Genomic DNA, 18520 nt, shown 5'->3' with positions numbered 1-18520 from the left:
ACGCCTGCGTGACGCGAGCAAGGCAGCCTGACAGGCGACCACCTCCTGTCGATCGGTACGTCCTTCAGCCGGCAGCAGCGCGAATCACCGCCGCCGGACGAAGGGGAAAGCCAATGTGGCCCTGATGTTCTGACCGGTGAGCATCATCATCACCCGGTCGACCCCGAGCCCGAGTCCACCGGTCGGCGGCATCGCGTACTCGAGCGCACCGAGGAAGTCCTCGTCCAGAGACATCGCCTCGGGATCACCCGCGGCCGCCTTGAGCGACTGCTCGGTCAGCCGGCGGCGTTGCTCGACCGGATCCACCAGCTCCGAGTACGCCGTACCGATTTCCGCGCCGAAGGCAACGAGATCCCATCGCTCGGCCAATCGCGGGTCGGTCCGATGGGCCCGCGTAAGCGGTGACGTCTCCAACGGAAAGTCGATGTAGAACGTCGGCGTCGTGGTCCGCGGTTCGACCAACTCGTCGTACAGCTCCAGCACCAACTCGCCCGCGGACACCTCGAACCCCACATGCACCCCGTGCTCCGAACAGATCTCCTGCAACCGCGAAGCCGGCGTACCAGAGTCGACCTGTACGCCGGTCGCCCGGCTGACCGCGTCGTGCACGGTGACCACTGGCCATTCGCCGGAGATGTCGAGCTCTCCGTCCGCCCGCTGCACCACCGGTTTGCCGAACACCGCGGTCGCCGTCTCGATCAGCAGTTCGCGGGTCAGCTCGCGCATCACGTTGTAGTCGGCGTACGGCTGGTACGCCTCGACCGAGGTGAACTCCGGGTTGTGCGTCGCGTCGGCCCCCTCGTTGCGGAAGTTCCGGTTCAGCTCGAACACCTTGCCGAGCCCGCCGACGCTCAACCGCTTGAGGAACAACTCCGGCGCGATCCGCAGGAACAGCTCGGTATCGTACGCGTTGATGTGGGTGGCGAACGGCCGCGCGTTCGCCCCGCCGTGCACGGCCTGCAGCATCGGCGTCTCCACCTCGATGAAGCCGCGGCTCTCGAAACCGTTGCGCAGGGCCCGTACTGCGGTACTCCGGTGCCGCATCATCCGCAACGACTCCGGGTTCATCACCAGATCCAAGTGCCGGCGGCGAACCCGCGACTCCGGATCGGTGAACCCCTTCCGCTTGTCCGGCAAGGGATGCAGGCACTTCGCGGCCATCGTCCAGCCGGTCGCCGCGATCGACAGCTCACCTCGTCGGCTCGTGACCACCTCCCCCGTGACGCTGACGTGGTCGCCGATATCGACGTACCGGTGCCAGTTGCCCAGGTCTTCCTCGCCGACTGCGTCCGCGGTGAGCATGACCTGGAGCTGGGTGAGACCGTCCTGCAACAAGGCGAAGGTGAGCCCGCCGTGGCTGCGCAGCCGCATGACCCGTCCGGTGGCGGAGACCTCCTGCCCGGTGTGGTGGTCGGGTGGGAGGTTCTGGTGCAGGGCGCGGATGCGTTCCAGGGTTTCGGTCCGGGGTACGCCGACCGGGTACGGGTCGATGCCTGCGGCAACCAACCCGTCGAGCTTGGCGCGACGAATGCGTTCCTGTTCGGTGAACTTGCGATCCGGCAGCGCGGGGCGGAGGAGTTCGTCCTCCTGCTCATGCACCGCGGCCGCGAACTGGGCGCCGTCGCCGACCATGATCGCGTGCCGATCGGCGGACGCGCCGCTGTCGACCCGGGTCCACGGTCGCGGTGCTGGCAGGAACCCTTCCGCCGTACCGGCCGCGAGCAGTACCTGGGCCAAAGAGGCGCCGCGCGAGTAGCAGATCAGCCGGGGCGACCATCGCGGCAGGTACTTCTCGTTCGACTGGTAGAGGCTCTCCAGTTGCCAGAAGCGGGATGCCGCCGTCAGCAGCGCGTTCGTGAGCCGGAGTACCGGGCCGGCGCCGACGCGTTCGGCATCGCTGAAGATCTCCCGGAACATCGCGAAGTTCAGCGAGATCCGGTGCAGGCCGAGATCGCCGCACGCGTCGACCAGCGCGGTGACCATGAACTCCATCAGCCCGTTCACCGACTCCGGATCACGCCGCATCAGGTCGAGCGACACACCCCGGACGCCCCACGGCACAAAGGACAACAGCCCCCGTACGACGCCGTCCTCGTCCCGCGCGATCACCATCACGCAGCGGGCGTCGGACGGATCGCCGAGCCGCCCGAGCGCCATCGAGAATCCGCGCTCGGTCTGCCCGGCACGCCACGTCTCCGCGAGCTCCACGTACTGCGCGAGGGTGGCCGGCGCGAGATCCCCGTGCCGCACGACCTCGGCGCTGTACCCGGCTCGCTGGACCCGCGTGACCGCCTGGCGAACCGGGCGCATCGTCCGGCCCTCGAGGGTGAAGTCCGCGACGTCGATGATCGCCTCGTCGCCCATCGAGAGCGCGCGCAACCCGGCGTCGACGTACGCGTGGGCGGCCTCCTCGCTGGCGGACAGCACGGCGGGCGACCATCCATAGGTCCGTGATTCCGCAAGCCAGCGTTTGATCGCGCCGGGCCAGGCCGCGGGATCGCCGAGTGGGTCGCCGCTGGCCAGGCTGACCCCGTTGACCACGCGATACGCGATCGCGGCGTTGTTGTCGGGGGAGAAGACGACGGCCTTGTCGCGCCTGGTGGCGAAGTACCCGAGGCTGTCGCGTTCGCCGTACTGGAGGAGCAGGCGGCGGAGCTGGAGTTCCTCGATCTGGCTCAGGTACCGAACCCGGCGGACCGAGCGGAGGAAGATCCAGAACGCGATCACCAGCGAGGTGGCAGAGATGAAGCCGACGGTCAGGCCGACCCAGCCGTGTCCTTCGTGGCCCGAGCCCATCCGCCTTCGGGTCTGGCCGAGTGCGGCCACGACGGCCCAGCCGATCTTCTCCCGTTGGCCTTGCAGGGTGTGCGGGAACACCTGGGTCAGCGAGATGCTCACCGCGGCCGAGATCAGCAGACCGGTGACCAGCGAGACGATCGCGAGGCGGCGCGTTCCGGGAGCCAGCCGGGCCGGGAAGCTGTCGCGGATCTTCCACAGCAGCGCGATCATCAGGATCGGCACGATCACCCGGACGATGCCGAGCTCGAGATCCTCGTACGACGCGCGGCCGAACTCGGCGATCAGGTCGGGGTCGTTCGGGTTCGCGAGCTGGACGCTGATGAAGCCGAGACTCGCGATCTGGGTGAGCAGCCAGAAACCCTCGAAGACGAACATGACCCACAGCAGCGCCGCCCGCTTGCCGCGCAGCAGCGCACTGCCGACGACGGCGAGATAGACCGCGGACAGGAAGGTGTGCCCGGCCGGGATGCCGAAGAAGTCGATCGCGCCCTCGACCCGTTTGACCAAGTTCGGCGCGAACAGGTGCACCGGCACCGCGACGAACGACCAGACCGCCGCGAACACCACAGCGAGCCCCACCCACCCAGCAGCCTGCTGCTGCCACTTCGGGATGACCTTCTCCGACGACACCCGGTGATCATCCCACTCCCACCCGAACCCACCCGCCGCCCCCGCCCACTTATTCCCGTGCTCAGGTTTGGGCCTTTGTGCGACCCTTCCGGCATGACCGCCGCCCGGTTGAGCTGGATCGTGCTGCCCGGCCTGGCCGAGACTCCCGAGGAGTTCGGCCCAGTCGTCGACCTGCTCCCGGCGGACTCCGACATCCGGATCGTCGACCCCTGGCGCACCCCGGTCACCACACCGCCCGCCGAGTTGACCGCCAATACTCCGGTCGGCCTCGTCGGCCACTCGATCGGCGGTCTCGCGGCGCTTCGGTGGACACTTCAACACCCCGACCAGGTCGTGGCCCTCGTCCTGGTCGACACCAGCCTCACCTCGGAGACCGGCCTGCGCTGGTTCTACCCCGGCACTCGCGGCGATCGAGCCGTCCGCGCGTTCCTCACCCTCCTCGGCAGACTGGGCCTACCTGCCCTCCTGGGACCGGCCGCACGCCGTCTCCTGATCCCGATCGGAAGCACCGCAGGACGCGACCGCTTGCCCAAGGCAACCGTGCGGGCCCGCTACGGTACGACGTACTCGTGGTTGCTGTTCTGGCAGGAGCTGACCACAAGCTGGGCTCTCGCCCGTGAGGTAGGGGAGCTGCTCACCCGCCCGATCGAGGCGCCGCCGACCGTCGTGCTGGTCGCCACCGGGGGATCCTCACGATTCACCGCCGGCAGATGGTCGCGGGCCCAGCGCCGCTTGGCCGAACGACTCTCCGCCGACGTCCAGCTCCTCCCCGACTCGGCCCACCTCGTCCACCTCGATCGCCCCGACGCGATCGCCTCGGCGGTCGTCCGCGCCGAGCAGTTGGTGTCCTGCCGGTAGCCGCGGCCGGCGACAGCGCAGACGCAGAGCGGACAGCAGTCGTCGGAGCACGCAGAGCAAGGAGTTTCACTGCCGGGTACCTCATCAGCCTGGGTGTCGACGAACTCGACAACGAGGTCGGGTCCGGGCCCGGAGGACAGGAAGGCAGGAACGATGACGAGCATGTTCGACCCGTGGAACTACCGCCAGGACGCCGGCTACACCAGTGGCATGGACATCGTCGGGTTCAAGATCGTCGCGACGGACGGCGACATCGGCAAGGTCGACAAGGCCGATGACTTCGACCCTACGTCGATCGTCGTCGACACCGGCCCGTGGATCCTCGGCCGCAAGGTGCTGCTCCCCGCCGGCGTGGTGCAACGCATCGACATGGATGAGGAGAAGGTCTACGTCGACCGCACCAAGGAGGAGATCAAGAACGCCCCCGAGTTCGACCCGGACCAAACGGACGACCGCGACTACCGGGACCGCCTCGGCAACTACTACCGGGACTACTACGGCCCTCCGATGTGAGTCGCACGCACCGGACCAGGGCGCTGGCCGCGGTGAGCGTCAGGCGGTGGTGGTCATGGCGGGGGTGGGGAGTTTGCGTTGCCAGACTTCGTCCAGGGCCATTCGCATGGCGCCGGTAACGACGGCGTCTTCGGCGAGGGCGGAGAGTTCGAGCTTGGGGTGGTTCAGGGTGAGCAGGCGGAGCTGGTCGGAGATCGCGTCGAGCAGGACCGCGCCGGCCCGGGCGACACCGCCGCCGATCACCACGGCCGTCGGGTCGAGGACCAGTACTGCGGGGGCCAGTGCGCGGGCGAAGTCACGCGCAACCTGCTGAACGACCGCCTGGGCGACCGGATCCCGCTCGGCCGCCGCGGCGAACACGTCGGCGGTGTCGAGCTGGTCCCGCCCGAGCTCGGCGAGCCGGGAATCGGGGTGGTCGAGCACTGCCTGGCGACCAAGGGCGGCGATCGCCTCGGAACCGACCGCGCGCTCCAGCGGTCCCCGGCTGTCCTCGGGGTTGATCACGTCGTCCGGGGCGGTCGCGATGAAGCCGATCTCGCCGGCGGCACCCGTCCCGCGGTGTAGCCGGCCGTCGATCACGATGCCGGCGCCGAGTCGCTCACCCCACTGCACGGCCAGCAACGTGCCCGTCCCACCCCGGGCCGCGGCGATCGCGAGGGCGGCCAGGTTGGCGTCGTTGTCGAGCATGACCGGGCAGTCGAGCAGGCTGCGAACGTGCTTGACCAGGTCGATCGAGGACCAGCCCGGCACGCTCGGGACCAGCTGGACCCGGCCGGTGTGCTCGTCCACGATGCCCGGGCTGGCGGCGACCGCGGCGGCGACGTCCTCGGCCGGCACGTCCGCTTCCGCGAGGGCCTCGGTGATCACCTCGCTGATCACCCCGAGGAGTTCCTGGGCGGTCCACCCCGGCCCCGACCGGCGTACCAGCGCGAGCTTGCGGCCGGCCAGGTCGGAGACACCGACGGTGACTCGGTGCGGGCCGACATCCAGGCCGAGCACGGGCGCGGCGCGACCCCGCAGCGAGACCCGGATGGCCGGCCGTCCGAGCGAGCGGTCGGCCGAATCCGGCCCGTGCTGCTGCAGCCAGCCCGCGTCGAGCAGCTCGTCGACGGCCTGCGCGACGGTCGGCCGGGCGAGACCGGTCCGCTCGACCAGTTCGGCTACCCGCAGCGGTGCCGGGGCTGATCGCCGGACAGCGTCCAGCACCGCAGCGACGTTGATCCGCCGCAGCATCGTCGTACCGCCGCCGCCGACCGTTCCCTTGCTCATGTCCGACCCCTTGCCTGCCACTCGCCCATCCTATATAGAAAGCGAGTGTTCATAAGTTAACCAGCCTCACGGGTTCGCCTCACCGGGACGGGCGGTCGTCCCGGAAGTCCGTGAATCGACAACTATCACTGTCCGGCCATCCCCGCGCCCTGTACACGCGCGGTCGGAGGGCTCAGTCCTGCAACACCGTCCGAGCAAAGCTACTCAGCGCCTCCCGGTCCGGCTGCCGCGTCTTGGTCATCAGGCTCGCGACATGTTTCTCCACCGTGCGCGGCGAGATGTGCAACCGCGACGCGATCGACTTGTTCCCGATTCGATCCACCAGCAGCAGGCAGACCTCGTACTCCCGGGAGGTGATCCCCAGTTGCCGCAGATGCGCGGGCACTTGGTCCGACCCCATTCGCCGCTGCGACACCGTCGCCCCGAGCTGCCGCAACAGACTCCGGCAGGCACTCGAGACCGCCGGCACATCCGCGGTGTGAAAGTGGTCCTCGGCCTGCCGCAACCACGTTATCGGCTCGCCCCATCCGTCCGCGGCGGCCGGCTCCGCCACCAGCCGCAACCCCAGATGCCGCGCCATCGGATAGAGCTCCGAACTCTCCAACGCCAACTCCACCATCGCGCTTGCCTCCGCACCTCGCCCATCACGGCCGAGCAAGACTGCCTGCGCCCATTGCACAAACTGCCTGTTCCACCGCATCCCACTGGCCGCCCGCTCGGTTACAGCCTCGAAGTGCGCCCACCCGTTCCGCCCGGCGAGCACCCCGAGCAGCAGACCGAGCCCGTACTTCCCGGCCATGTGGAACTTGGTCGGGTTCTGCGCGTCGTACGCCAGCGCCTGCGCCATCTCGGACTCGGCTAGGTCCCGTTTCTCCTCCAGCAACGCGCAGAACGTCCGCGCCAGCCCGTACGACAAGGGCAACTCGTGCGAAGCCCGCTCCCCGTACACCGCGAGCTCGCCGAGCGTCTCCTCCATCTCCGCCCGCCTGGCCTGATGCCCAGCCAGCATCGCCTTCGTCACCAGCACGTACGGCGCTCCCCGGCTGAGCTTGAGCCGCCGGGTCACCTCCAGGCACTCCTCGATCATCACGGCGGCCAGCTCGTACTCCGCCCGTAGTACCGCCTGCTGGGCAAGCACGCCCTCGACCTCGTAGGCGCTCGGAATGGCACCGATCCGCAGGGCTTGCTGCCTGGCCGTCTCGAGCTCGGCCACACTGCCGTCGGCCAGGCAGATCGAGCCCGCTTGGAAGATGTGTGCGATCACGCGCTGCAGGCCCAGGCTGTTGTCGGTCGCGACCTGCCGGGCTCGCTGGAAGTAGTTGATCGACTGTTCCAGATCGTGTTCGCGGGCGAGGATGCCGAGGAGCTGCCAGGCGTCGGCCTCGACCGTCGGCAGGTTCGCGCGCTTCGCGGCCTCGGCCGCTCGGGTGCCCAGCTCCGCCGCCGACTTGAGCCGGCCGGGGCTGGTCCGGGTCATCTCCAGCGCGGCCGCGATCGCGTCCAGCGGAGCAAGGTCGGCGTCGCCGGCTTCCGGGCCGAGGAGGGACCGGGCCGTCGCCACATGAGTCATCGCCGAGGACCAGCGGCCGGCCGAGTGCTCGAGCTCGGCGAGCCGGACGTGCAGAGCCGCCACTCGACGGCTGTCCAGACCGCGGTCGGCCAGCAGATCGATGACCTCCGAACGCGCCACCGGATGCTCGAACTGGCCGGTCTCGCCGAGCGCGAGAATCAGCGAGCCGAGCACGTCCGCCCGGTAACCGACGTCGGGATCGTCGACCAGCAGGGTGTACGCCCGATCCAGCAGATTCGCGGCACTTCTCATCGAGCCCTCGTCGAACGACCGGCGCCCGGTCTCGGCGAAGAGCCGACCGGCGCGGATCGGGTCGCCACCTGTCTCCGCCAACTCTGCGACCATCGGGGACCACTCGCCGGGCAGACCGGGGTGCAGGACCTCGACAGCATCCGCGCATCGCCGGGCGAGTGCTGCCCGCTCGGTCGGGTTGAGCCCTGCCAGGAGTGCCTCGGCGGTCAGCGGATGCCGGAACGCGTACCAATCGGGCACCGGCTCGTCCGGCCCGACCAGTTGAGCCGCCAATCCGGCGCGCAGGGTCGCGAGGAGCTGGCGCTCGTCGATATTGCTGGCCTGCCGGACCACGCTCAGCGGGAAGCGATGACCGATAACGGCCGCCAGGACGAGTAGTTCCCTCGACTCGGGTCCCAGCTGTTCGGTGCGACTGCTGATACTGCGCACGATCGCGGCCGGGACGGTCATCCGCAGCTCGTCGGCGACCTGCACCTTGCCGTCCGTCCCGGACAGCAGTTGCCCTGACCTACTTGCTTCCTGCAGGAGTTCCTCGACGATGAAGGGGATTCCGGCGCTGTCGGTCCACAGTCGCTCGGCGAGCTGGTCGGGAACGGCATCCGGGCTGACGGCCAGCCGATCGGCGGCCAGCCGGCGTACGTCGTCGCGGTCGAGCGGCTGGAGTTCGATCACCACGGCTGTACCGCGCTGGTCGGCCAACTGCGCCAGCTCGGCGGCGGGGCAGCGTTCCGAGCGGACGGTCGCGATCAGGGCGATGGGCTGGTCTTCGAGGTTGTCCAGCAGATACTCGATCACCGCCAGCGTCTCCGGGTCGGAGCCCTGCAGGTCCTCCAGTACGAGCAGGCAGCCGCGGTCGCGACCGACGAGTTCGAGGAGCCGGAGCACGGCCTCGCCGAGCAGTACCGCGGACGCGGTCGTCTCGTTGCTGTCGCCGTAGTCCCAGTCGGGGATCAGTCGGCCCAGCACCCGCCGGTACGGGCCCAGAGCCTCGGGTTCGGGCATCTCGCCGCGCCGGATCAGCGAGAGCAACGCCTCCGCGAACGGCCGGAAGGCAACGGTCGCGCCGATCGCGCCGACCCGTCCGCGCAAGGTGACCATGCCGTTGTCCAGGGCGGTCGTGGTGCCCACTGCCGCTAGCCGGCTCTTGCCGATCCCGGCCTCGCCGGCCAGGAAGACCGCACCGCCGCGACCGAAGCGGGTCGCGGTCAGCAGTTGGTCGAGCTGAGCGATCTCCCCGTCTCTGCCGACCACTCCGGGCGCATGGGTCTGCATGCCTGCAAACTCTAACCGCGGACCGGTGCGATCGCAGGTGCTTCGGCCCGTCCCGATCCGGCCGGGACGGGCCGTGAACTCAAGCGCTTGCTGGAGCACTACCAGCGGCGATTCCAGAACGGGAATCAGCCCTCGATGATGGTCGTGTCCGTGGAGCAGTAGTCGATGGCTGCGTGCACGGCGAAGGCCGCCACGCTCGCCGTACCGACGAGGGCCATCGCGCGGGCGCCGACCTTGCTGCGCTTGGGCAGGGTGATGGGTCCGATCGGGTCCGGCTGCGCGGTGTCGGGCTGCTCGGCGTCGGCGGATCGCTGGGCGAGGTCGTCGGTGTGCGGGTGCTGGGCGGTCATGGTGTTTTCCCTTTGTTGACGGGCCGGTCAGCGCTGTGATGGGCGCTGGAGCCGGCGGTTGGTTGTTGCAGCAGGGCTGATGGGACCTCGCGGTGGAAGGCGAGGCGAAGCAGGCCGTAGCCGATTCCGGCGAGGCCGGTCAGGAGGCCGGGGGAGGGGACCGAGCGAGGAGTGCCGCAGTGTGGGCCGTACTGCTGTACCGCGGCGAGCAACAGTCCCGCCCGGCGGCGTCGGGCAGCCTCGGCCGCCTGGTGGTCGTGGTCGGCAAGCCAGATCAGTGGTTCGACCGCGCCGAGTTCGCCGTGACACAGACTCAGGTCGGCGAGCACCGGACGTTCGACGGCGGTTCTCTGGTACGCCGCGAGGTCGACGGGGAGACGGGCGCTCAAACGGGCCAACACGCTGCCTGCGGTACCCGAGCACCAACCGGCATCGGTATCGGCGGTGTGGTCCAGCTCGATTGCGGTCCGTGCTGCTGCGCTGTACCGATCACCTGGTACGCCGTACTGCCCCAGTGCCCATGCGATCCCCTGATACCCGCGAGTGAATCCAGCCGGCGCCAGACGACCGAGCTCCACGGCAGCAACCAGTTCGTCGGCGTACCGGGCCGCAAGCCGTTCCCCACCAGGGATTCCCCGTACTGCGGCCAGCCCGCCGGCAGCCCCTTCTCCGTAGCTGGGGAACTCGTCGGGCGCCAGGTTTTCCAGCAGTTCAAGCGATTCAGCGACCCAGCCCAGAAGTTCGGTGTCGTCGAGCAAGCGACTGAGTCGGCTCAACCCGTAGGTGATTCCGCCGAGACCGTGCAGGCCGGGTCCGACCACCTGCAGGGCAGACGGGTTCGCCGCCAAGGTCTCCAGGAGCGCTGGGATCGGGCGGATGGCGTCGCGCGCCAGTTCGCAGTACTTGCTCGCTCCCGTGAGGGCGCCGATCTGGGCGAGGAAGAGCGCCGTACCGGTGTAGCCGTTGGTGAGGCCCGCGCCCATCGGCAGGACGGACCAGTGATGGTCGTCGAGGAGTTCGAGGCCGAGCCAGTTCGCGGGCCCGCCGCTTTCGCCGAGGACCTGGGCCATGACCTCGTCGGCGAGGTCGGTCGCGGCCGCGAGTAGGCGCTCGGGGTCCGCTTCTGCGGTTCCGAGGCCGGGGCGGGTCGTCGTACTGGTGTGCACGACCGGTTCGGGACGGGTGGCGAGGCAGGCGGAAATGATCCACTTCTGCCGGTGCTGGTCGACTTCGCTCAACGCGGCGATCTTCGCTTCGACTGCTGTCATTCCCTTGTCTGCCAGGAGATTCGGGATCCGCATGCCGTCGCTCGCCCAGACGTCGCGGCTGTCCGGGCGGGCGGTGAAGAGCGGGATGTCACCGGCCCACAGTTCGGCCAGCTCGAAGGGGACCAGGGGTTGCAGGTTCTCGTCGGCGTCCCAGAGGAGTTCCAGTAGTTCGCTGTGGCCGTCGGCGGTGCGGAGGGCGTCCGGGTGCGTGCTTTCGTCCAGGAGGGTCGCGTAGATGTTGCTCGGCCGCGGGACGTAGCGGATCTCGTCCTTGGCGCACCGGGCAACCAGAGCGAGCAGCTCGTCGCGGTGCCAGGCCATGGCCTCGTAGGCGGCGCGGAAGCCTGTAAGTAAAGAGACTTCGTGGTCGCGCGGTTCCATCACCACGCCGTCGAGCAGGGGGCGGTTTCGGCGGCCCCGTGTGGTCTGTGGCCGCCGGATCAGGTGCATGGAGTCCAGGCCCGCGTCCGCCCAGTCGACGACGCTGTGGGGAGTGGTGCCGCCCGCATCGCCGCCCAGCCCTGAGAAGTCGGCGACACCGTGCTCGCCCGACACGAGGAGGGGGAGTAGCGCAGTACGGGACACGGAGTTGAGCAGTGCGGTGCGTGCAGGGTCCTGCCCGAGCATGCGTGGTGGGGTGAGGCTGGGGTGGAACAGCGTCTCCACGTCGACCAGCACCGGTTGGTCTCCGGCAGCGATCAGGTTCTCGTAGTGCATGTCCGTGCCGTCCAGCACGTACAGGAGTGCGAGCAGAGCCCCTTGCCGTTGGTAGAACCGCCGTACGCCGGCCAGGTCGTCGCACGGGGTATGCGGGTTGAATTCGAGCCACCCGTACCCCGGCCGCCGGAGTACGTGGATTGTCCTGAGCCGCAGACCGGTCTGGTCGCTCAGCCAATCGACCAGTCCGTTGAAGTGGGCGTGCAGGTCGAGGGACCGGGGTTTGTAGACCACCTGCCGGCCGTCCGCGAAGGTGAGGGTCGCTGTACTGCGGCCGCCGCGGTGCGGGTCGCCGGATGCCTCGACGGAGGTCAGCTCGCCGGGATCGGCACCGGCCAGCAGTTCGGCGACCAGGTGCTCACGGTCCTCGGCGAGGCGGGCCAGCAGTTCGAGGTGACCCTCGACCGCCTGCTTGCACGCCTCGCCCAGAACCCGGGCCAGCACCGGGTAGGTGGCCAGGAAATCCGCCAGCTCGCTCCCTCCGACGAGCCGGTGGGTGAAGTCCAGAAATCGCTCGGCCGGCGTCTCGCCGGTCAGTTCGCCGCGGGTGCGGGCGCGGGCCAGTTCGAGCACCAGGGTGCGTGCGGCCGCCTTGACCAGCCGCAGGCCCAGCCGGTCCAGGAACTGCTCGGTCACCGCTCCCGTCTGCCCGGCCGCTTCCAGGTCCTGCCTGGCCGAAGCGAGCAACGGTTGCAAGCACCCGACCAGCGCCTTCTGCCAATCCCCCCACTCACCTGTACTACGTCCGGTTGCCCCCCGTTCGCCGTGCTGCGGCCGGACGTGTTCCCCGCAGCCCACTTCTGCCAGGGTCGTACTGCGTTCGACGTACTGCGCCCAGTCGGGTTTCGGCCGGCCCGCCTCCTGCGGGCGCATCCCGGCGAACCACCAGGCCTGCTGGTGATCGGTGGGAACCGCCGCGGAGTCGAGCACGCGGACAGAGTCGCATCGGGCGCGGCCCGCAGACATGGGTACGAAGCCCCCATATTTGCGCAAACCAGCGCTTCTTCTATGGGATTGCCGCAAACGCTTGTTCTGCTGTCGCGGGATGACGACTGGGGGTTGATCACCCCGCGGCAGCAGGAGTTCAAGGGGGTCGCGAAGACCGTCACCGGCCTCCGCTGCTCGAAGTAGTCGTGGCCGGCCTCCCGCTGGTCGGTGGGGAACGAATGCCGGGAACGATGCCTGACGCGTCAGTTGCCGGACAAGAGTCGCGCACCCCCGTTTTCCGGGTGGCCGACCGGCGCATTCTCCGCGGGTGAAGCGGCCTGAACATGGGGGCGAATACCCCATGTGCGACGGGCCCACGGATGTCACGGTGGGTGTGTGTTCAGCCACGCACCCGGACTGCCGGTCTCAGCGCACTCGGTGCTCGACATGGTGCCGCAGCTCGCCGGCCAGTCCGCCGCGGCCGCACTGCGCGAGACCATGGAGGTCGCGCAGGCCGCCGACGACCTCGGTTACCGGCGCTTCTGGGTCGCCGAGCACCACGGCGTACGGGGGTTCGGCAGTGCCGCGCCTGGCGTCCTGGCCGCAGTACTGGCTGCCCGGACCGACCGGATCCGGCTGGGCTCGGGTGGAGTGCTCCTGGGGAACCACCAGCCGCTGCTGATCGCGGAGCAGTTCGCGGCACTCGCAGCGGCGTACCCGAGCAGGATCGATGTCGGGGTGTCGGAGGGCGCGGTGTCGCACCCGTCCACCGCAGCGGCACTCGGTTGGGGCAGTGGTAACCGGGAGGGCTTCCCGCAACGACTGGACGAGCTGTGCCGCTACCTGCATGACGGACTGCCCGGGCGTACGCCGGTCGGTGACGTGCGGCTCGCGTTGGCCGGACTGCCGCCACCGGTTTTCGTCCTGGCGAACCGGCCGGCTACCGCGCAGTTGGCCGCAGTACGGGGGCTGCCCATCTTCCTGACGGCTTCCGAGACCACAGTCGCGGCGGCAGCGGCGTACAAGGACAACTTCGCGCCGACGGGGCCGATAGCGAAGCCGTACCTCGGGGTGTCGGTGGGAGTGGTTGCCGCGGACACCGATGAAGAGGCGCTCGACCGGCTTGCGGAGTACGTGCGGGTGAAGCACCGGCTCGGCACCGCCTCCGTGCGCGCCACCCCGGCCGAGCTGCTCGAACTGTTGGCACCACCACTCACCGGTCGTGAGCGGGGCCGGGCTGAGCGGTTGGTGGACGATCCGGGCCATGTGGTCGGCTCGCGGGCGACCGTGGCGGCCGGGCTGGGGTCACTGGCCGCGCGGACGGGTGCGGACGAGATCATGCTGGCGCCACTGGCGTACGACGGGTTGGTCCGCTCCTCGATCCTGCGGACGGTCGCGACCGGGTTGACCCGGGCGATCCGCTCGGTGACACGCCCCGCACCACACTTTGTCGCAACTGCCTGAGCCGTGCCTATCGTGGATGTTGCCCACCACGGAAAGGCGTAGCTCATGTCGCGCGAACAGGAAGTCGTCCAGGCCTGTCCGGCCGAACTGTTCATCGGAGGCAAGTGGCAACCGGCCGAGGGCGGTAGGACCCTTGCCGTAGAGGACCCGTCAACCGGTACGACGCTGCGCGAGGTCGCGGATGCCAGTCCGGCCGACGGGCTGGCCGCATTGGACGCGGCCGTCGCCGCCCAGGCCGAGTGGGCCGCCACCGCACCACGCGAGCGCGGGGAGATCCTGCGGCGCACGTTCGAGCTGATGACGGAGCGGGCCGACGAGCTCGCGCTGCTGATGACGTTGGAAATGGGCAAACCGGTCGCGGAGTCGAAGGCCGAGATCGCCTACGCGGCCGAGTTCTTCCGCTGGTTCGCCGAGGAGGCGGTGCGGATCGAGGGCGGCTACCAGGTCGCGCCGAACGGCAAGGGCCGGTTCCTGGTGATGCGGCAGCCGGTCGGGCCGTGCCTGCTGATCACACCGTGGAACTTCCCGGCCGCGATGGGCGCGCGCAAGATCGGCCCGGCCGTCGCCGCGGGCTGCACGATGGTGATCAAGCCCGCCTCGCAGACCCCACTGTCGATGCTGAAACTGGCCGAACTGATGACCGAGGCCGGCCTGCCCGCCGGCGTCCTCAACGTGATCACCACCAGCGACTCCGGCGGCGTGATGGAGCCGCTGATCCGCGACCCGCGCGCCCGCAAACTCTCCTTCACCGGCTCGACTCCGGTGGGCCGGAAGCTGATCGAACAGGCCGCCGAGCAGGTGCTCCGGACCAGCATGGAACTCGGCGGCAACGCGCCGCTCCTGGTCTTCGAGGATGCCGATCTGGACAAGGCGGTCGACGGCGCGATGCTGGCGAAGATGCGCAACGGTGGTGAAGCCTGTACGGCGGCCAACCGGATCTACGTGCACTCGTCGGTGATGGACACGTTCGCGGCCAAGCTGACCGAACGGATGGCCGCGCTGAAGGTTGGCCGCGGTACCGAGGACGGTGTCGACGTCGGCCCGCTGATCGACGCCAAGCAGCGGGACAAGGTGAAGGACCTCGTCGACGATGCCATCGCCCAGGGGGCCCGCGTCCTCACCGGCGCCACGATTGCCGAGGGCAACGGATACTTCTACCCGCCGACGGTGCTGGCCGGCGTACCGAAATCGGCCCGGTTGCAGAAGGAGGAGATCTTCGGCCCGGTCGCGCCACTGACCGCCTTCGACACCGAGGACGAGGCGGTCGCGATGGCCAACGACACCGAGTTCGGCCTGGTCTCGTACCTGTTCACCAACGACCTCACCCGCGCCCTCCGCGTCGCCGAACGCCTCGAAACCGGCATGATCGGCCTCAACCAGGGCATCGTCTCCAACCCCGCCGCCCCCTTCGGCGGCGTCAAACAATCCGGCCTGGGCCGCGAAGGCAGCACCGTAGGAATCGACGAATACCTAGAACTCAAATACGTAGCCATCAACCTCGACTGAGCTACTCGTTCAGCCAGGTTTGGATGGTTTCCGGGTCGGGGCGGGGGGAGGTGCCGATGGCGTGGGGGACGAAGCGGGCGAAGTAGTCGGTGATGGGGCCGTCGGACTCGCGGACCATCATCCCGGCGGCGACTCCGTCGACGATCCAGCTGCCGATGACGGCGCGGTTGCCGGCGTACGACGGGAGCGGGTGCCACTCCTGGTAGACCATCGTCGAGGTGTCGTACGGGCCGTCCTGCACGTGGTCGTCCGCGCCGCCGACGGTGTGGATCTGGATGTTGCCGCCCTCCCGGCCGTGTAGGGGTTTCGCCACCCATTCGAGCAGGTCGCCCGGTGAGCCGAAGTACGCCGGCAGCAGGTTCGGGTGGTCCGGGTACAGCTCCCACAGCACCGGCAGGATCGCCTTGGTGGACAGCATCGTCTTCCAGATCGGCTCGATCCACTGGACCGGCTCGCGCTCGACCCCGGCCAGCACGTACCGGCCGAACTCGTCGTCGAGCATGTCCTCCCACGGGTACAGCTTGAACGCGGTCCGGACCGGCCGCCCACCCCAGTCCACGAACGCCCGCTGGGTCGACTCCCAGCCGAGATCCTCGATCTCATGCCCGTACGTCGCCAGTCCCGCCATCGCGGCCGTGTCCCGCAGGTAGGCGACCGTCATCGCCTCCTCACCCGACGTCTCGGCGCCCGAGTTGAAGAAGTGCGCCTCGTTGCCCGGGAAGTGGCCGGCGGCAAGGTGTTCGGTCCACCACTTGACCAGCCGGTCGTGGACGGAGTTCCACTGGTCCGCGTCCGGGAACACGTCCTCCAGCCAGTTCCACTGGATCACCGCGGACTCGAGCAGCCCGGTCGGGGTGTCGCCGTTGATCTCCAGCATCTTCGGCTCGGCACCGCTCCAGGCCAGGTCGAACCGCGCGTAGACGGACAGGTCGTCGCGCTTCAACGACTCCTGCACCAGCGGCAGCGTGCCGGGTGCGAGACCGAGTTGGGTGTCGGAGAACCGGTCACCGCCGGCCATCACCGAAGCGGCGTGCTTGCACATCTCGTACAGCTCCTCGGTGACGCTTTCGAGGTACAGCACCTCGTCCATGGTCACCTCGTACCAGGCGCTCTCGTTCCAGTACGGGCGCTCGGTGCCGTCCGGCATGTCGGTCATCGGGAACACCAGACCCTGCTCGACGACCGTGTCCCGCCAGCGCGGGCGCGGCTTGATCGAGTGCCGCCACATCAGCCGCCAGAGCTCCCCTTGCCGGACTTGCCGAATCCGCCTCGCGTGATCGTGCCGATGTCGCCGCCGCCCGGGTCGAGCCCGCCGCGCCGGATCGTCGGCGAACCGGTGCCGCTTTGGACGGGCTGGCGCGGGATGGTGTACGTGCCCTGGCCGGCGTTGTAGCGACTGCCGATCGGGGGCACGAAACCGCCGCCCCGGGTGGCCATGTAGAACCAGAAGAACCCCGCGCCGGAGCCGTGGTACTCGCGCTCGTCCTTGCAGTTCTCGTCGCCGGTCCGGGTCTGGGTCTGCGGGTCGACGCAGATCGCCGCGTAGTCGGGCTGCTCGTCGTCACTGGAGCACCCGGTCAGCGAGGCGGCCACGAGCGCGGTCAACCCAAGCGTGATCCCCGCACTCCGCATCCGCCGCGCCCCCCGGCGTACGGTCCGGCGTCCGGGCGACTGGTCCTCGGTCATCGGCTGCCCTCCCCCTCGGCCGGCGGCTTCATGGAGAACATGATCGCCGCGCCTACCACCATCGTCACACCTACCACAACCAGCGGCCCGGTCCCCACGTCCGCGACGGCCAGCACCAGGACCGTCACGAACGACGCCACGGCCAGCAACGGCACCACCACCCGCTGCACCACCCGTGCCCGGCGCTGCCCAGCGAAGTACACCGGTACTGCGAGCGCCGTGGCCAAGTAGTACAGCGACACCAGCACGGACACCGCCGCGACGGAATCAGCCAGTACGGCGTCCGACGTGAGCACCAAGGTCACGTAGACCAGCACACTGGCGCCGGCGAACACCCACGTGGACACGCTCGGAGTCTGGTAGCGAGCCGAGATCCGCGCGAACTGCCCGGGGAACGCATCCCGCCGAGCCATCGACAGCATCGTCCGCGCCGTCGGCAGGATCGTGGTCTGCGTCGACGCCAGGGCCGAAACCAGCACCGCGCCGATCAGCAGCTTCCCGCCGGTCGTGCCGAGGAGGTCCCCGCTGAGGATGGCGAAGAAGTCGTCGTCGGCGATCTCGGCGAGCGGGTCGACCCCGGCGTACGCGACCGCGGCCCACGCGACCACGACGTACAGGGTCACCAGGAAGCCGTTCGCGATGAGGGCGGCGATCGCGGGGGTGCGGCGCGGATCGCGGGACTCCTCGTTGACGCTGAACGACGAATCCCAGCCCCAGTACAGGAACACCGCGACCAGTACGCCGGCGGCCCACGCGCCGTCGCCGGTCGACGAGAACGCCGGGATGCTCAGCGACCCGGCCTCGCGGAACGCGCTGATCGCGAACCACGAAAGCGCGACCACCTCGATCGTGAGGAGGATGAGTTGGGTGGTCGCGGCGATCCGGATACCGCGATACGCAAGCAGGGCCATCACCAGGATGAACAGGGTGCCAAGCCCAGCCTGGGCGAGACGGGAATCGGCCGCGCTGTCCAGCCCGAACAGGATGTACGTGTAGATCGCGGCGACCTGGGCCAGGTTGCTCATCACCAGCACGCACGCCATCACGGTGGTCCAGCCGACCATCCGGCCGATCCCGAGCCCGAACGCCTTCTCGGTCCACGGGAACGTCGTCCCGCAGTCCGGCTCAGCCCTGTTCAGCTCCCTGAAGCACAGCGCAACCAACACCACCGGCACCGCGCTGACCGCCAGCACCACCGGCGCCGCCGCCCCGACGTACCCGGCCAGCAACCCCACCGAAACCGCCAACGAGTACGCCGGCGCCGTAGACGCCATCCCGATCGCAGTAGACGTCCCGACCCCCAGCGCATCCCGCCGCAAACTCCGCCCCCGAGACCGCGACTCCGTAGTACTCAACCCCGTCCTCCCTCGCTAGTCCCCCCACCCTCCCACCACCCCCGGCTCACAGCCCCCAACCACTCACCCCCACCTCACAAACCA

13 protein-coding genes are annotated in these 18520 nt (G+C 69.2%); 5 read left to right on the top strand and 8 right to left on the bottom strand.

The features are described from left to right. Positions 1–84: 84 nt before the first annotated feature. Positions 85–3429, bottom strand: a complete 3345-nt coding sequence (gene lysX, locus EV643_RS00550) for a bifunctional lysylphosphatidylglycerol synthetase/lysine--tRNA ligase LysX (protein ID WP_133797937.1) — start codon at positions 3427–3429, stop codon at positions 85–87. Positions 3430–3522: 93 nt separating this feature from the next. Between lysX and EV643_RS00545 the strand changes: the two genes are divergently transcribed. Together EV643_RS00545 and EV643_RS00540 are read left to right on the top strand one after the other, a co-directional pair. Continuing rightward, entirely contained in the window at positions 3523–4287 is a 765-nt protein-coding gene (locus tag EV643_RS00545) for an alpha/beta fold hydrolase (protein WP_133797936.1), read from the top strand. Positions 4288–4440: 153 nt separating this feature from the next. After that, positions 4441–4800, top strand: a complete 360-nt coding sequence (locus EV643_RS00540; RefSeq protein WP_133797935.1) for a PRC-barrel domain-containing protein — start codon at positions 4441–4443, stop codon at positions 4798–4800. Between the two features lie 39 nt (positions 4801–4839). On the opposite strand, the gene EV643_RS00535 is transcribed toward EV643_RS00540, so the two are convergent. The 4 genes from EV643_RS00535 to EV643_RS00520 all read right to left on the bottom strand — a co-directional run bounded on the left by EV643_RS00535 (position 4840) and on the right by EV643_RS00520 (position 12428). After that, on the bottom strand, positions 4840–6069 hold the full coding sequence (locus EV643_RS00535) for an ROK family transcriptional regulator (RefSeq protein WP_238165258.1): 1230 nt from the start codon (positions 6067–6069) through the stop codon (positions 4840–4842). A gap of 172 nt (positions 6070–6241) precedes the next feature. Next, entirely contained in the window at positions 6242–9163 is a 2922-nt protein-coding gene (locus EV643_RS00530) for a helix-turn-helix transcriptional regulator (RefSeq protein ID WP_133797933.1), read from the bottom strand. Between the two features lie 125 nt (positions 9164–9288). After that, positions 9289–9513, bottom strand: a complete 225-nt coding sequence (locus tag EV643_RS00525; protein WP_133797932.1) for a hypothetical protein — start codon at positions 9511–9513, stop codon at positions 9289–9291. Beyond that, positions 9510–12428, bottom strand: coding sequence for a type 2 lanthipeptide synthetase LanM family protein (locus tag EV643_RS00520; protein WP_238165257.1), 2919 nt, complete (start codon positions 12426–12428; stop codon positions 9510–9512). The genes EV643_RS00525 and EV643_RS00520 overlap by 4 nt, the downstream gene beginning before the upstream one ends. Positions 12429–12506: 78 nt before the next feature. Between EV643_RS00520 and EV643_RS46350 the strand changes: the two genes are divergently transcribed. The 3 genes from EV643_RS46350 (at position 12507) to EV643_RS00510 (ending at position 15395) form a co-directional block, all read left to right on the top strand. Beyond that, positions 12507–12629 (top strand): hypothetical protein, encoded by a 123-nt coding sequence (locus EV643_RS46350; RefSeq protein WP_255512912.1) that lies wholly within the window; start codon positions 12507–12509, stop codon positions 12627–12629. A gap of 192 nt (positions 12630–12821) precedes the next feature. Further along, the gene (locus EV643_RS00515) at positions 12822–13889 is read left to right on the top strand and encodes an MsnO8 family LLM class oxidoreductase (protein ID WP_133797930.1); all 1068 of its coding nucleotides are present in this window, start codon (positions 12822–12824) and stop codon (positions 13887–13889) included. A 45-nt stretch (positions 13890–13934) separates the two neighbouring features. After that, complete coding sequence (locus tag EV643_RS00510) at positions 13935–15395, top strand: NAD-dependent succinate-semialdehyde dehydrogenase (RefSeq protein ID WP_133797929.1); 1461 nt, start codon at positions 13935–13937, stop codon at positions 15393–15395. Between the two features lies 1 nt (position 15396). On the opposite strand, the gene EV643_RS00505 is transcribed toward EV643_RS00510, so the two are convergent. From EV643_RS00505 to EV643_RS00495, 3 genes are read right to left on the bottom strand one after another with little or no spacing between them, the layout of a single operon-like run. Next, positions 15397–16623: a glutathionylspermidine synthase family protein gene (locus tag EV643_RS00505; protein ID WP_133797928.1), complete on the bottom strand. Its 1227-nt coding sequence runs from the start codon at positions 16621–16623 to the stop codon at positions 15397–15399. Beyond that, the gene (locus EV643_RS00500; protein WP_238165256.1) at positions 16623–17081 is read right to left on the bottom strand and encodes a hypothetical protein; all 459 of its coding nucleotides are present in this window, start codon (positions 17079–17081) and stop codon (positions 16623–16625) included. Before EV643_RS00500 ends, EV643_RS00505 begins: the two co-directional genes overlap by 1 nt. Then, entirely contained in the window at positions 17078–18400 is a 1323-nt protein-coding gene (locus EV643_RS00495) for an APC family permease (RefSeq protein WP_255512924.1), read from the bottom strand. The genes EV643_RS00500 and EV643_RS00495 overlap by 4 nt, the downstream gene beginning before the upstream one ends. Positions 18401–18520 lie beyond the last annotated feature (120 nt).

This window comes from Kribbella caucasensis, assembly GCF_004361855.1.
In the GTDB taxonomy this organism is placed as follows: domain Bacteria; phylum Actinomycetota; class Actinomycetes; order Propionibacteriales; family Kribbellaceae; genus Kribbella; species Kribbella caucasensis.
This window is presented reverse-complemented; position numbering and strand designations above follow the sequence as displayed.

What these genes read in the sequence shown, in the direction of transcription:
- EV643_RS00545 (WP_133797936.1), top strand. Translation starts at nt 3,523, where the DNA reads ATGACCGCCGCCCGGTTGAGCTGGATCGTGCTGCCCGGCCTGGCCGAG.
- EV643_RS00540 (WP_133797935.1), top strand. Translation starts at nt 4,441, where the DNA reads ATGACGAGCATGTTCGACCCGTGGAACTACCGCCAGGACGCCGGCTAC.
- EV643_RS00535 (WP_238165258.1), bottom strand. Translation starts at nt 6,069, where the DNA reads ATGAGCAAGGGAACGGTCGGCGGCGGCGGTACGACGATGCTGCGGCGG.
- EV643_RS00530 (WP_133797933.1), bottom strand. Translation starts at nt 9,163, where the DNA reads ATGCAGACCCATGCGCCCGGAGTGGTCGGCAGAGACGGGGAGATCGCT.
- EV643_RS00525 (WP_133797932.1), bottom strand. Translation starts at nt 9,513, where the DNA reads ATGACCGCCCAGCACCCGCACACCGACGACCTCGCCCAGCGATCCGCC.
- EV643_RS46350 (WP_255512912.1), top strand. Translation starts at nt 12,507, where the DNA reads ATGGGATTGCCGCAAACGCTTGTTCTGCTGTCGCGGGATGACGACTGG.
- EV643_RS00510 (WP_133797929.1), top strand. Translation starts at nt 13,935, where the DNA reads ATGTCGCGCGAACAGGAAGTCGTCCAGGCCTGTCCGGCCGAACTGTTC.
- EV643_RS00505 (WP_133797928.1), bottom strand. Translation starts at nt 16,623, where the DNA reads ATGTGGCGGCACTCGATCAAGCCGCGCCCGCGCTGGCGGGACACGGTC.
- EV643_RS00500 (WP_238165256.1), bottom strand. Translation starts at nt 17,081, where the DNA reads ATGACCGAGGACCAGTCGCCCGGACGCCGGACCGTACGCCGGGGGGCG.